General features: G+C 42.1%; 11 protein-coding genes. 2 read left to right on the top strand and 9 right to left on the bottom strand.

All coding sequences use genetic code 11. The features are described from left to right. Nucleotides 1-50 precede the first annotated feature (50 nt). On the top strand, nucleotides 51-731 hold the full coding sequence (locus tag NZ848_RS14730; protein ID WP_259016128.1) for a cell division ATP-binding protein FtsE: 681 nt from the start codon (nucleotides 51-53) through the stop codon (nucleotides 729-731). Here NZ848_RS14730 and NZ848_RS14725 read toward each other — a convergent pair. Continuing rightward, nucleotides 728-1432, bottom strand: coding sequence for a hypothetical protein (locus NZ848_RS14725; RefSeq protein ID WP_259016126.1), 705 nt, complete (start codon nucleotides 1430-1432; stop codon nucleotides 728-730). The genes NZ848_RS14730 and NZ848_RS14725 overlap by 4 nt on opposite strands. An 8-nt stretch (nucleotides 1433-1440) precedes the next feature. Beyond that, nucleotides 1441-3003 carry a T9SS response regulator signal transducer PorX gene (porX, locus tag NZ848_RS14720; protein WP_253534060.1) on the bottom strand — a complete coding sequence of 521 codons (1563 nt, stop codon included), beginning with the start codon at nucleotides 3001-3003 and terminating at the stop codon, nucleotides 1441-1443. Nucleotides 3004-3174: 171 nt separating this feature from the next. Here porX and NZ848_RS14715 point away from each other — a divergent pair, with 171 nt between their 5' ends. Beyond that, nucleotides 3175-4092, top strand: a complete 918-nt coding sequence (locus NZ848_RS14715) for a YihY/virulence factor BrkB family protein (protein ID WP_253534061.1) — start codon at nucleotides 3175-3177, stop codon at nucleotides 4090-4092. A gap of 13 nt (nucleotides 4093-4105) precedes the next feature. Here NZ848_RS14715 and dapA read toward each other — a convergent pair whose 3' ends face one another. From dapA to NZ848_RS14680, 7 genes are all read right to left on the bottom strand, one after another. Further along, complete coding sequence (gene dapA / locus NZ848_RS14710; RefSeq protein WP_259016125.1) at nucleotides 4106-4990, bottom strand: 4-hydroxy-tetrahydrodipicolinate synthase; 885 nt, start codon at nucleotides 4988-4990, stop codon at nucleotides 4106-4108. A gap of 105 nt (nucleotides 4991-5095) precedes the next feature. Next, on the bottom strand, nucleotides 5096-6370 hold the full coding sequence (locus NZ848_RS14705) for a serine hydrolase domain-containing protein (protein WP_259016124.1): 1275 nt from the start codon (nucleotides 6368-6370) through the stop codon (nucleotides 5096-5098). Nucleotides 6371-6469: 99 nt separating this feature from the next. Next, nucleotides 6470-6910 (bottom strand): nuclear transport factor 2 family protein, encoded by a 441-nt coding sequence (locus NZ848_RS14700; protein ID WP_259016123.1) that lies wholly within the window; start codon nucleotides 6908-6910, stop codon nucleotides 6470-6472. Nucleotides 6911-6935: 25 nt separating this feature from the next. Then, on the bottom strand, nucleotides 6936-8231 hold the full coding sequence (locus NZ848_RS14695) for an MFS transporter (RefSeq protein ID WP_259016122.1): 1296 nt from the start codon (nucleotides 8229-8231) through the stop codon (nucleotides 6936-6938). Between the two features lie 59 nt (nucleotides 8232-8290). Further along, nucleotides 8291-10822 carry a glycosyl hydrolase gene (locus NZ848_RS14690; RefSeq protein WP_259016121.1) on the bottom strand — a complete coding sequence of 844 codons (2532 nt, stop codon included), beginning with the start codon at nucleotides 10820-10822 and terminating at the stop codon, nucleotides 8291-8293. Between the two features lie 11 nt (nucleotides 10823-10833). Next, nucleotides 10834-12234, bottom strand: coding sequence for a glucuronate isomerase (gene uxaC / locus NZ848_RS14685; protein WP_259016120.1), 1401 nt, complete (start codon nucleotides 12232-12234; stop codon nucleotides 10834-10836). Between the two features lie 292 nt (nucleotides 12235-12526). After that, nucleotides 12527-14440, bottom strand: coding sequence for a glycoside hydrolase family 88 protein (locus tag NZ848_RS14680; RefSeq protein WP_259016119.1), 1914 nt, complete (start codon nucleotides 14438-14440; stop codon nucleotides 12527-12529). Nucleotides 14441-14462: the final 22 nt, after the last annotated feature.

The raw sequence follows: 14462 nt of genomic DNA, 5'->3' as shown, positions 1-14462 counted from the left end.
TATTGCTTAAAACTGCCTGGCAGTTGCCTTTTAATTCTTACCTCACAAATATGGAACCCGTTATTTCTCTGCGGAACGCCTATATCTATCAGCGCGAGCAACTGGTTTTGTCATCAGTTAACTTTACTATCCATCAGGGCGAATTTGTTTTTCTCATTGGCCGTACAGGGAGCGGAAAATCTTCAGTTTTAAAAACACTCTATGCCGATTTATGGCTTGAAAAAGGAACGGGTATTGTGGCCGGTTATGACCTGCAAACTATTAAAAGAGCGCAGGTTCCGTATTTAAGAAGAAATATCGGTATTGTTTTTCAGGATTTTCAGTTGTTGAGCGATAGAAACATTGAAAAAAACCTGGTTTTTTATCTGAGAGCAATGGGGTGGGAAGATAAAAATGAAATGAGGAACAGAATTGATGAGGCCTTAAAACTTGTGAACCTACAGAATATACTTACCAAAATGCCGCACCAGTTATCTGGCGGTGAGCAGCAGAGGGTAGGTATTGCCAGAGCATTGCTGAATCACCCACAGATATTACTGGCTGATGAACCTACGGGTAACCTTGACCCGGAGATGTCGGTTGAGATTCTGAAATTATTTAAGGATATCAACGAGAAATCCAAAACAGCCGTGTTAATGGCTACGCATAACTTTGAACTGATAGAGCGGTTCCCGAGCCGTACACTTTATTGCGATAAAGGACTTATAACCGACCTTTCAGACGGCCTTTAGTTAAAACCGGTAATGCCTATTTTAATCAATAGCTGATTGGTGGTAGTTAAAATCTGTTTGCTTTTATACTCAAAGTTATTGTCAATCTCTACCGTATTAGGTTTTACAATTTTGGTGGCATCTGCCTGCTGATAATAAATACCAATATCAAGATAACTGTTTTTCATGGCGCCGAACAGCTTGATACCTACACCCACACCAATACCGTAATTAGGCGTTACTTTGGCCCATCTTTTCAGCGTTTCCGATTCATCTTCATTCAACAGTTCAACCAGACCCGTCTGAATCAGTTTTGCACCCGCAAATGCATCGGCATAAGGGTTAAATTTAGAGCTCCACAAAATTGGCCTGTAGCGGGCTATTCCGTTAAGAAAGAAAGAAGTATTGGTAACTCTGAAGTCGCCGTTATAGCTTGTTATGGGATATTCTTTGCCGTCTGCCTGTATGCCACCCTCAAGGCCATAAAAAACAGGCGAGGCTTTTTTTCTGCCGTATGGGTTAAGCAGTATGCCTGCCGAAACACCGAATTTGCCGCCTGATTTATTTCCTTCCTTCAGAACTGTTCTGTAATCGCCCAGCGCATTACCCAGTGTAAGGTTAAAGAAGTAAGAGTACTTATCTTCAATGTATTTAGGCTGTTGCGTTTGCGCAACAGCCTTTGTAACTATCAGGCAGAATATAAAACCTAGTAAAATTCTCATGAAACTCACTATTTGGCTGTCAGATATGCAAACGGAACTATCATTTCTTCTATCGAGACACCCCCATGCTGGAAAGTATCCTTATAATGGCTCACGTAGTGGTTATAATTGTTAGGATACGCAAAGAAATAGTCTTCCATTGTAAAGAAATAGGCTGTTGATACATTGGGCTTAGGCAACATAAACAGCTCGGGCTTTCTAACAACCAGCACATGGTCGCTTTTATCATCCAGGTTCAGATTTTTTCCTTGTTTGTATCGCAGGTTTGTATTTACGTTTCTGTCGCCCACAATTCTTTTCGGATGCCGTACACGTATCATGCCGTGGTCTGTAGTAATAACCAGCCTGCCTTTTTTCTCTGCAATTTTTTTCAGCAAGTCAAGCAGCGGCGAGTGTTCAATCCATGACCGCGTGATAGAACGGTAAGCCGATTCGTCAGGGGCCAGTTCTTTTATCATGCCCATTTCGGTGCGGGCATGCGATAACATATCTACAAAATTATAAACAATGGCAATCAACTGGTTTTTTAGTAAATTATTGAAATTATCTACAAGGCTTTTGCCCTGATTGATGTTCAGAATCTTATGGTAAGAAAAGCTGATATTGAGCCTGCTTTTGTCAATCTGACGTTTCAAAAACTCGGCCTCGTTGTTGTTAAGCGCATCTTCGTTCTCGCCTTCATCGTTCACCCATAAGTCAGGGTGCTGGCGTGCCATGTCTGAAGGCATGAGACCCGAAAAAATAGCATTACGGGCATAAGAAGTAGCCGTTGGCAGAATAGCGTAATAATCGCTTTCTTCTTCTACATTAAAGTAATCGCTTATAACTTCTTCAAGTACTTTCCACTGGTCGTATCTCAGATTATCAATCAGCAGAAAAAACAATGGAGAATTGGTTTGCACCAGAGGGAATACTTTTTTCTTCATCAGCTGGTGCGAAAGCAGCGGTTTTTCAACTTTGGGGTCGTTCAGCCAGTCTTCATAGTTTTCTTCAATAAATTTACAGAAGTTTGAGTTGGCCTCAGATTTTTGCATTTCAAAAACTTCTTCCATGCTTTTATCTTCCGACTTATCCAATTGTAATTCCCAATATATCAGTTTTTTATAGATTTCTGCCCATTCCTGATGCCCGATGCGGTCGTTATACTGCATAGCCAGATTTCTGAAATCTTGCTGATACCCCAGATTGGTTTTTTCTGAAATCAGCCTTTTGTTATCAAGTATCTTTTTTACAGAAAGAAGAATCTGGTTGGGGTTCAGTGGTTTAATCAGGTAATCGGCAATGTTTGAGCCGATGGCATCTTCCATTATCCGCTCTTCTTCAGACTTGGTAATCATCACCACAGGTAAGTTAGGTTTAATTACCTTTATCTGCGCCAGCGTTTCAAGGCCTGTCATACCAGGCATCATTTCGTCCAGAAAAACAATGTCAAAACGCTCGGTTTCCACTTTATCAATGGCATCGGCCCCACTTGGTACCGGGGTTACGTCGTAGCCTTTTCCCTGTAAAAATATAATATATGGTTTTAATAAATCAATTTCATCGTCGGCCCACAATATGTTGTATCGCATATAATTATCTGTTGTTTAAAAAATTGTGTATTGTTAAAATGGCAAAACCCTGCTTTTATTGCTTATACGTAAATTTAAATTTTCTTAATTAGCTGTGGTGCAATATCGGTAAAATTCATGAAAACCAAGTTAATTTGTATTTTTGCAAACAAAGTCTAATGTATTTTTAATTTGAAACGAATCCGGCAATTTCTTGAGAGTATCTATCTATGGAACACAACCGTTTCATTGTATCATTTGTTGGTAATTCTCTGGAAAAAAATTATAACCTTTGATATCGACCAACGGGCAGCGTCAGTATCATACAGTTTTTTGCTGGCGGTTTTTCCGGGCATAATCTTCCTTTTTACGCTTATTCCTTATATTCCGATTAACCACCTCGACCGTTTGATTATGGATTTTCTGAGAGACGTAATGCCTCAGGGAATTTATGAAAGCACGTCTTATACTATTCTTGAAATTGTAAGCCGAAAACGGAGCGATATCCTGTCATTCGGGTTTTTCTTTACGGTTTTTGCTGCCACCAATGGTATGATGGCCCTGATGCGGGCATTTAACATGGCGCTGCATGTGAAAGAAAAACGCAGCTACCTTAAGGCAAGGCTGATAGCGCTTTTTCTTACTATGCTACTTTTTATAGTGCTGGTTTGTGCTATTGTTGTGCTGATTGTAGGAAGGATTATTCTGGACTTTTTATTTGAAAAAGCGCTCCTGAACGAAAACTTTACTTTTTATCTGTTGCAGATTGTCAGGTACGGCGGAATCTTCCTGATTTTTTACCTGGGTATATGCGTTATTTATTATTTTGCCCCGGCTGTGCATAAACGCTTGAAGTTCTTTAACATCGGGGCATTTATTGCCTCGGTTCTGGGTATTCTGGCCACTAATCTTTTTTCTTATTATCTGGCCAACTTCAACTCTTATAATAAATTGTATGGGTCTATCGGTACTTTTATTGCGCTTATGGTTTGGCTGTATCTTATTTCTCTTATTCTGGTACTTGGGTTTGAAATAAACTTATCCATGCGCGATGCCCTGTATTTTTCGAGAAAAGAAAAAGGTGGGGAAACCCCACCTGCAGAAGAATAACAAATGAAATAGCTTACTGCCAGAAGCCCTCGTTAATCATTGCTTTTTCAAGTTTGGCGCCTAACTCTGCCGAAGCTTTTACCAATGGCAGGCGTACCTCTGAGCTGCAAACTCCTTTAATCTCCAGGCATTTTTTAATACCCACCGGGTTCGACTCCACGTAAAGCAGGGTGTCGAAATCTAAAAAGCGTCTTTGCAAATCGGCGGCTTTTTTAAAGTCTCCATTTAAAGCAGCCCATGTCATTTCTCCAAACTCTTTCGGGAATGCATTGGCAATAACCGAGATTACACCTTTGAAACCAATGCTGATTGAGGATGTCACGAGATTGTCGTCACCTGACAATAATAAGAAATCCTCAGGACAACGCGTGGCTAGTTCAAGGGCGTTTTCAATAGTGCTGGCATCTTTTATACCTATGATGTTCGGGTGTTTAGCCAGTTCAACAACCGTTGGTATCTGCAAATGAATAACCGTGCGGCCCGGAACATTGTAAAGCAAAACCGGCACCGGCGATGCATCTGCAATGGCAGTAAAATGGGCAATGAGCCCAGCCTGCGAAGGTTTATTATAATAGGGGCATACCGATAAAATGGCCGAAACACCACTTAAATCAGTTGTTTTGATAGTTTTTAAAACGGTTCTTGTATTATTACCCCCCAAACCATACACAATGGGCAGGTTTCTTGGGTTGTTTTCCTTGGCAAGCTTTAATAACTGAGCTTTTTCTTCAGCAGTTGTGGTAGAGGTCTCGCCGGTTGTGCCTTGCACAACAAAATAATCTACCGCGCCTGCACTTGTAAATTCGAGCAACCTTACGTAAGCATCATAATCAACTTCGTGGTGCCTGTCAAATGGTGTTATTAAAGCTACACCTACTCCTTCTAACGGATGTGCCATTTTTTGTTGTAAAAATAATATTGTCTTGTCGGGCAAAGTTCGTCAGAAAATCGGACTTTGAAAAACGATTTGCAAAATCGTTTCGCAGTACTTTGCCCGGTAAAATTATAAAAGTGCCTGATAAACCAGAATTCTGAAATTACGTACAAACGCTGAATAATGCGCGTAGGGATGAACGTTAGTAAATACCAGTAGAATCAGATCTTCTTTTGGGTCAATCGTATATTCTGAACAGTACATACCTCCCCAGGTAAGTGCGCCGGGTGTTGCGTTATCGCCGTAATGAGACTCCGGCGTGATAATCTGTAATCCTAAACCGAATTTATCCTGCCTGTCCCAGACAAAGCTTTCACCTATCTGGTTCCTGCCCATTAGTTCAACAGTGCTTCTGCTCAGCAGCCTTTTACCGTTAAACTCACCTTTGTTAAGAATAAACTGGCAAATCTTTGCGTAGTCCTGGATTGTACTTACCAAACCTGCGCCGCCTGAAAAGTAGGTTCTTTGGCCACTCACGGCAAAATTTCTGTAGGTTTCGTTCGTATGCAAACTAAGTTTTGCTTCAGTGTCTGGCTTAGAGTAAAGCTCAACTAATCGGCCGGCTTTTTCTGCAGGCAGATAAAAGTAAGTATCCATCATGCCTAAGGGGCCTAGTACTTTTTTATGCAGGTATTGGTCAAATGGCATACCTGACAGCACCTCTATTAACCTGCCGACAACATCGGTGTTCAGCCCGTAGGTAAATTGAGTGCCCGGGTCTGAAAGCAAAGGACGCGCCGCTATTCTGTCAACTACATCTTTCAGTACATCTTTGTCTACTGAGCAAAAAAAAGGGACCTTGAATTCAGGTAACTCCTGCAATGGATGCTCATAGGGGATTCCTGCCGAATGGCTCAGCAAATGCCTGATAGTAATAGCTGATTTGGCCGGGCGGGTAATATACTTGCTACGTTCTTTTTCGTCATAACTTACAAGAACACTCGCATTCTTAAACGCGGGTATGTATTTTGAGACGGGTTCATCCAGAAAGAATCTGCCTTCTTCAAACAACATCATCAGCCCTATGGTAGTGATGAGTTTTGATTGCGAGGCAATTCTGAAAATATCGTCTTTCTTAAGTGGCGTCTTCGTTCCCAGGTTGCTAAAGCCAAAAGCTTTCTCATGCACTATTTTGCCTTTTCTGGCAACCAGCATAACTGCATTTGGTGTGATGCCCTTATCGACAAGTTCCTGAAAATGGGTATCAAGTTTTTTTAGTTTTTCGGTTGAGAAACCAACTTCTTCAGGTGTTTTGGCTGGTGTAAGTGTCTGTGGTTGCTGCGCATATATAGCCGTTAGTACGGTTAGCAAAAAGTATCCCGACAGGAGTAGTCTTTTTTTCATTGGCGTAGAGCTTACAAATGGACTAAACAGAGAAGAATGGTTCAGCCATTGTGTATGGCACAACGGTTAAATCATTCTTTCAGAATATGATATAGAAAATCAGTTAGGTCGTTTCAAAGACTGCCATGAGTTTAACTGCCAGCCGTTTTTCTTGTCTTTTACATATACAACAAGGTATTGCAGCGGCAGCAGGGTAGGTTTGCCATCAACAGGAGGCTGGGTAACCAGTATTTTGCCATTGACCACGGCAGTCTGATTATTGTTATATACTCTGATAGAGATGTTTTCAATATCTATTTTAGAGTAAACGCTACCACCATTAATAACCGAGGCAATATAGGCTTCTTTGTTATCCATCTTGCCGTTCGAATGCACGTAGATCAAATCATCGGCAAAAACTTTGTTGAGAAAACCTGCATCTTTTGAAACCTGTGCGGCAAAGCGCTTTTTCTCAAGGTCTTCGATTATTGATTTAACGTCTTGCCCGATAGATAAATGGCTGATAATCAGAAAAATGCTAAATGCAAATAATTTTTTCATGGTAAAGTGTATATCGGTTGAATGTTTATAGTTCTACCTTTTTCATTTTGGGTACCAGTACATGCATAATTAACCACGCCAACAGATAGGCTGCGCCGCAAATACAAAACATTATAAAATATCCGGTTTGTATCTGTCCTATTTTAGTGTAGTACACAAACATGTTTTTCTGTACCAACCATGTAAGTAATATACCTCCCAAGCCACCAAACATACCGCCAATGCCGGTAACCGAGCCGGTAGCTTTTTTAGGGAACATATCTGAAACGGTTGTAAAGATATTGGCGCTCCAGGCCTGGTGTGCAGATGCCGCAATACCAATGACCAATACCGCCAGCCACATATTAATGGCACCTAAATACTGGGCAAATAGCACTGGCAATACTGCAAAGGCATATATTAACATACTGGTTTTACGTGCCTTAAAGGCAGGCCAGTTTCTGTTTATAAGGTTCATAGGTAACCAACCGCCAAAGATACTGCCAATACTACCGATGACATAAACCAATGCTGACGGCCAGACGATTTCAGTTGATGTCAGGTTATATTGTTTCATCAGGAAATCAGGTAGCCAGAAAAGATAAAACCACCACACAGGGTCAGTGAGAAACTTGCCAATGGCAAAAGCCCAGGTTTGTGGAAATTTTAGCAGAGTAGACCAGGGTACTCGTTCTTCAGACACAGGTTCTGATTTATCTGAATTGATATATTCAAATTCGGCTGCTGATAAACGCTTTTGTCTTTGGGGTACCTCATAGTAGATAAACCATAAAATAAGCCAGATAAAACCAATTACACCCGTAAGAATAAACGCCCATTGCCAGCCCCAGTTTTGGGCGATTAAAGGTACCGAAAGCGGCACAATAATAGCCCCGATGTTAGTGCCTGAGTTGAAAAAACCTGTGGCCAATGCTCTTTCTTTTTGAGGAAACCACTCAGCTACCGATTTAATAGCAGCCGGGAAGTTGCCAGCTTCTGTAACGCCAAGAAAAACACGGGCAATAATAAAGCCCAGTGTGCCGGTACAAAAAGCATGCGCTACCGCTGCCACGCTCCATAAACCTGTGGCAATGGCATAGCCGATTTTTGTGCCGAACTTATCGATGAAGCCTCCGGCAAAGAACATCCCGAAAGCATAGGCTAATTTGAAAGCGATTTCAATATTAGAATAGTCAATTACTTCTTGTTCGGGTGTCCAGTTAAAAGCATCTGCCAGATAGGGCTTCAGGTAGCTGATAACGTTCCGGTCGAGATAATTAATTGTCGTGGCAAGAAAAAGAAGACTACAGATAGTCCAACGATACTTTCCGATTTTTTCCATAGATAAAGGGTTGAATTTTTTTAGGTTAACGAAAGAGGTACTCTCTTTCTGTGATGGATTTATTGTTCAGGAATAAGCCTTATGGGGCCAAGTAATCCTGAGGCAACAGGCTTCCATTCGGCAGCGTTAAAGGGTTGATATTTAATGTCTACCATATTGGTATCATAAAATTTCTTCCAATTTACTCCTGTTTTATCTAAATACCTAATCCGGTTGGCTGATAAATTGGTAACTTCTATTTCCAGTTTATTGGTTGTACTCAGATTATCGGCCGCAACCGGAATTCTGAATGGTAATGACCAGTATTTGCCCAGGTCTTTACCATTGAGTTTTACGGAGGCCATTTCGCGTACGTCGCCTAAATCGAGCCAGCTGTTTTTAATTTCTGATTTGTCGAGGCTGAAAGTTAACTGGTAACGTGCGGTTCCGCTGAAGTATTGAGCGGTTGAGTCGCTCAGATTTACCCACGACTGCAAGGTGTCTGTCTGAAATGAATTAGGAATAAACGGCTGCCCCTTTATAAAATCTACTTTCCACCTGCCTTTTAAGGGTATCGTTTTTCCTGGCTTTTTCATCTCAAAGGCTTTTTCATTGGCAGGTTTGTGGTTCAATACCTCAATGAATATACTTTGGCTGCCATAAAGCGTAATTGGTATTTCTAAAAGATCAGAAGCAATTCTTTTAAAACTAACCAGCCCGCTTTTCTGATGTAGCGCATCGTAAATTCTGACAGCCCGGCCGGAAGCGGCTAACTGAATCGTTCCCTGCCTGAATTGATTGCCCAGATTACTTATAAAGTACAAGGTTCCGTTGGCGTTTTTCTTACGGATAAATGAAAGCCCTGCTTCTGAAAGATTTTCTTTTCTGATTTTTGCCGTTTGCAGGCTTGAAACAATATCTGAACTAACTGAATGGCTGAATGAAGGTAACAGTTGCTCAAATAGCTTCTGGTGCTTATCCCAATCTTTAAAACCTGTAGCCGTGGTTGGCAAATGATCAATGAAAAATACTGGTATGCCCGCCTTTTTGCATTTCTCAAGATAGGCCAGCGTTGCTACAGGTATATACTGCACCGGTGGCACAACAATAGCTTTATAAGCGTGCTTGCCTTGCGTAACTAATTGCTTGTTGTTTATCTGAGAGCTTTTCAGTTGTAAATCAGAGATGAAATCAAAGCTGTAACCATTAGCCATAAGTGTTTTGCAGGCATCGCCAAAAGCAGATTTAAGCATACCGTCTTTCATAATGGCGTGTACATCAATGGCATGGGTTTTAGCTTTGTTACCTACCGACTGCCACAGGTCATAAATCGGAAAGTACATCAGAATATCATTGTCGGGCTTGCTGTTTTGCAATTTTTCCTGGCAGCGGGCAATGTAATTATTCAACTCGGGGAGGTAATCCCAGAAATGACTTTGCTGATTGAAATTGGTAGAAGCATAAAATAACCAGCCCGGGAAGGGCGCGTTGGGTGGTGAGTAAGGTACACCATGATAAAATATGTGATTAACCCCACCAATGAACGACTCATCTATGATGGGTTTTACCTGCGATAAAGATACCTTGAAATGGTTACCCAGCCATGTTGCGGTCTCTGAACTCACTAGTTTTTTGCCCGTTACATGCGCCACAGAAGATGCCAGTTTCAGCACCAGTGCATCTGGTACACCAAAACGTTTTTCTTCGTAGTCAGGGTCTATTCTTGAAAGCGGAATATCATAAGGTTTACTGCCGAAGAATTCTGATTCAGGAATATCAGCAAGGGCATAGAGGTCAAGAATATTGGCGGGCGAGCCATGGGCTTCATTACGGGTGAGTTTACCTTGTTTTTTCGACCAGCCTGTCCAGGTTTTGGTGAAATCGTCACGCAGAATATCCGAAAGGGTTTCGTTGTAGTCGCCCCATATCAGTTTTTCGCGTGGGCTCTCTGCTTTTTCTTTAGCCAATACGTCCAGGTGTTGTTGCAAATCATAGCCTCTCAACTCCTTGAATCGCTGAAAGAAATTGGCAGTCCAGTTAGCGCCGTAAACCTCGTAAGAATCGTTATAAAACGCACGGACAGGATACTTCTTTTGTCTGAAAGCATCCTGAAATGTTTGCAGATAACGCTCTAAGGCTGCTTTATTGAATGGGTCAAGTACCAGCCCTTCTCCACCCGGGGCAGCTCGCTTTACTTTCTGATTAGTAGGAGCAAAGGTAAGCATATATTGGCCGTTGTGCTCTGTTACCCTGAACGCCTGAGCGGCATCTGCCGTAGAAACGCTTTTGCCACCAAACGGCCAGCCTGTACCAAGTGTAAGGTCAATACCCAGATTATTTTTTTTAGCTTCCTTTAGCGTGAAATCAAGCATTTCCAGCCATTCTTCTGTTAAAAACGGCAGAAATTTATTTTCTTCGCCCTTTACGCCATAAATGGGTATGATGTGCATACCGCCGAAACCCGCCCGGGCATATTCTTTCAGATTCTGGCTGATACCGTCTTTGGTAACGGCGCTGCCCATCCACCACCAGTAAGCCCAGGGCTTGGTGGTAGATACCTGCGCCGATACCTGAAAGGTTATCAGTAGTAAAAGAATAACAAAGCGTTTCATGCGGGCTCTTTTTACCAGCCAAAATAGTTTTTGGCGTTATTGTAGCAAATGTTTTGCACAGTTTCACCAACCCAGGCTATGTCGTTTGGTAATTCGCCGTTTTCGATATCATTGCCATAAATATTGCATAGAATACGACGGAAATACTCATGGCGGGGGAATGAAAGGAAACTGCGTGAGTCTGTCAGCATACCTACAAAGCGGCTCAATAAGCCCATGTTCGACAGTGCATTGATTTGTTTTTCCATGCCGTCTTTCTGGTCTAGAAACCACCAGCCTGAACCAAACTGCACTTTACCTGCCATTGAGCCATCGTTAAAATTGCCCACCATTGTGGCTATCAGTTCATTATCAGCAGGGTTGAGGTTATAGATTATGGTTTTGGCCAGTTGATCGTATTCATCCAGCTTGCCCAAAAACTTAGACAAAGCTGCCGCCTGCGACCAGTCACCTATTGAATCCCAACCAGTATCGGGGCCCAGTACACGCATAGCACGTTTGTTGTTGTTACGCAAAGCGCCCAGGTGGAACTGCTGTGTCCAGCCCAATTCGGCATACATTTTACCTAATTCATGCAGAATAGCTGATTTGAACACAATTGCTTCGGTTTCTGAAAGTGTTTTGCCTGCTATGGCATTTTTAAAGGCGCTGTCTGCGGTTTCAGGGGTGAAGTCGGCGGCATAAATTTGTTCCAGGCCGTGGTCTGAAATTTGCCCGCCCTGCAACGCAAAGAAATCGGCACGCTGGCGAAGCGCCTTTAGCAAATCTTCAAATGACAGTATGTCAAAATTGACAATAGCACCCAGTTTCTGAATATAGGTCGCGAAATTCGGGTTATCAATCAAAATAAATTTATCCGGTCTGAAGGCCGGCAGCATTTTAACTTCAAAATCACCGGTATCTCTTAATTGCTTATGGTATTCTAATGTATCAAGTGGGTCGTCGGTTGTACAAACCACTTTTACATTCATTTTACGTAGCAGATTTCTCACCGAAAACTCCGGCGAACTGATTTTCTCGGAAGCAATATCATAAATCTTCTTAGCTGTCTGAGTGTTTAATACATCCTGAATACCAAAGTACCGCTGAAGCTCAAGGTGTGTCCAGTGATACAGCGGATTACGCATGGTATAAGGCACGGTTTCTGCCCATTTTTCAAACTTTTCGTAGTCAGACGCATCCCCGGTACAATATTTTTCATTAATACCATTGGTGCGCATGGCGCGCCACTTATAGTGGTCGCCATAAAGCCATATTTCGGTTATGTTGTTAAACACTTTATCGGCCACAATCTGGTCTGGTGGTAAGTGATTGTGGTAATCAATGATGGGCATATTTTTCGCAAACTCGTGGTAAAGCGTGCGGGCGGTTTTGGTTTGCAACAAAAAATCTTCGTCTAAAAACGGTTTCATGCTTCTCAAAGTCTTAAGATTTGGAAATTGACACAAGGATACTCATCCTGGAGGTTGTGTCGCTATAAGTTTTTCAATTATGATGCAGCAAAACTATTTAGTTTTAACTAATTTATTCTGCCCTAATTTTTCTTTTTTTAATACTATTTTGACAAGTGACTAATGCCTGTGTGTCAATATTGTTCGATATTAGTTAACTTACCAACTAAAGTAGGCCTCTATTCAAACATCGGTCTGAATTAGTTTTATATACCCGATAGGGGGGGTGTAATAGAAAATACGAATCAGATTATTACTTTTTTATTGTTTGCTGCAACAACCATGTGGCTAAATCTTTGGCAGCGTTAAAATTCTGATAAACAAGCGGTATCCGGCGGCCATCAGTGTATTCGTTGTACAGCCAGGGGTCGCCCACTGCAAAAACGGTTCCTTTACCTACTTTTGCGGTTGCAATGATTACTTCACCTTTATCTGTCAGTACAGATCTGGCAGGGGTACTCAAAGCCAATGGCGATAATTCTTTAATATAAACCGCCTGAGTGCTTTTAAAAACCGGATTCCCCGCTGGTATGTCTAAACGGCCTTGTTCCCATTGCGTCCCTTGCACCATGTTTATGTTTTTGGGTAAAAACTGAATGCCAAATTCTTTGGCCAGGAGGTTGAAGTTTTTATGCTCGCAATTAGATGTATCATTAGCCATCATTACCAATACACCGCCATTTTTAACCCAGTTACTAATCTGTTTAATATCATCTGCCTGAATTAAAGCAGGCTTTGCTGTTTCCTTTTTTGTGTCTGGGTCAACTATAATGTAAACACTTACGTCTTTCAGGTTTGCAGCCGTAGGCGCTTGTTTAATAGTGGTTGTTCTGGCTCCTAATTCGTTAAAGATATTACCCCAGAGCCAGAAGCCAGAGTGCATGCGGTCGTCCCACGTATAATGGAAATTCTCTTGATTGCCATTCAGGTCTTTTCTGAATTCATTATTGAAATGCCCGTCTACAGCCACTACTTTGCCTTTGCCCAAAGTGTTTTCGTTAGCAATTTCCATTTCAACGCTGGCAAAGATAAACGGGCCGACGCCTTTCAAATCGTTCTTGCGGATAGGTTCGCTCAGATAGTATTCGTACGAACCATCACGATACGGGTTGCCACCCAGGCCACCTACACTTACGGTTTTGTTCAGGCTGATTGTTCCGTCTTTTTCTTTCTCAACAAATTCTTTCAGTATACCGGCGTAGCCTTTTCTGGCGGCTGACAGATACCGGGCATCCAGATACCCCTGACGAACCCCTTTTGCCAAAGCATACACAAACATACAAGATGCTGACGCCTCAAAGTAATTACCTTTACGGTTTCCCTGAGTGGTCATCTGATACCAGACACCGGACTGAGCATTTTGATATTTTACCAAGGCAGGCGCCAGGCGTTGCAGATATTTGATTAGATTCGCTTTTTCAGGGTGATTTTCCGGGAAATAATCCAGAACATCCACCAATGCCATTCCATACCAGCCAATGGCACGGCTCCAGAAATGCGGCGAAAGCCCCGTTTTTTTATCTGCCCATTTCTGTTCACGGCTTTCGTCGTAGCCATGATACACCAGGCCGGTCTGTTCATCTACTGCATATTTTTCAATCAGGGCAAACTGTCTGGCAATGTCATCAAAATGCTCAGGCTTGTTGAATAGCCTGCTGTATTCAGCCGCAAAAGGCTCGCACATAAAAAGGCCGTCAAGCCACATCTGGTAAGGATACCTTTGCTTGTGCCAGTAGCCACCCTCTTTGGTTTTGGGCTGGTTCTCTATCTGTTTCCAAAGTAAATGGGCGGCTTTGATGTATTTCTCTTTATCAGGCTGTGTTTGTTGCGCCAGCATCAACAGCGCTCTTCCGGTAGGAATATTGTCCAGATTAAAATCATTATAAGCGTAAGTTCTGATGCTGCCGTCTTTCTGCACGTAGCGGTCAATATCTTTTCTGATGTACTCAAAATATTTTCCGTCTCCTGTTCTATACCAGACCTTTTCCAGTGCTTTAAGCGCCAACCCCTGCTCGTAATCCCAACCTGCCGGTTTATTGGGTTTTACGGTAATAGAGTCTTTGTGCCAGGTCATGAACGACTCAGCCATTTGAACCGAATAGGGTTTCTGTGCAATACTGCTTATGCAGCCGAACAGAAAAATAGCAATCAGTTTTTTAGCAATCATAATGAAATATTTAATAAGGATA

Origin of the sequence: Emticicia fluvialis (assembly GCF_024793945.1) — a bacterium.
Taxonomy (GTDB): Bacteria; Bacteroidota; Bacteroidia; order Cytophagales; family Spirosomataceae; genus Emticicia; species Emticicia fluvialis.
Note: the sequence above shows the minus strand (reverse complement) of the source record. Positions and strands in the feature narration are given on the sequence as shown.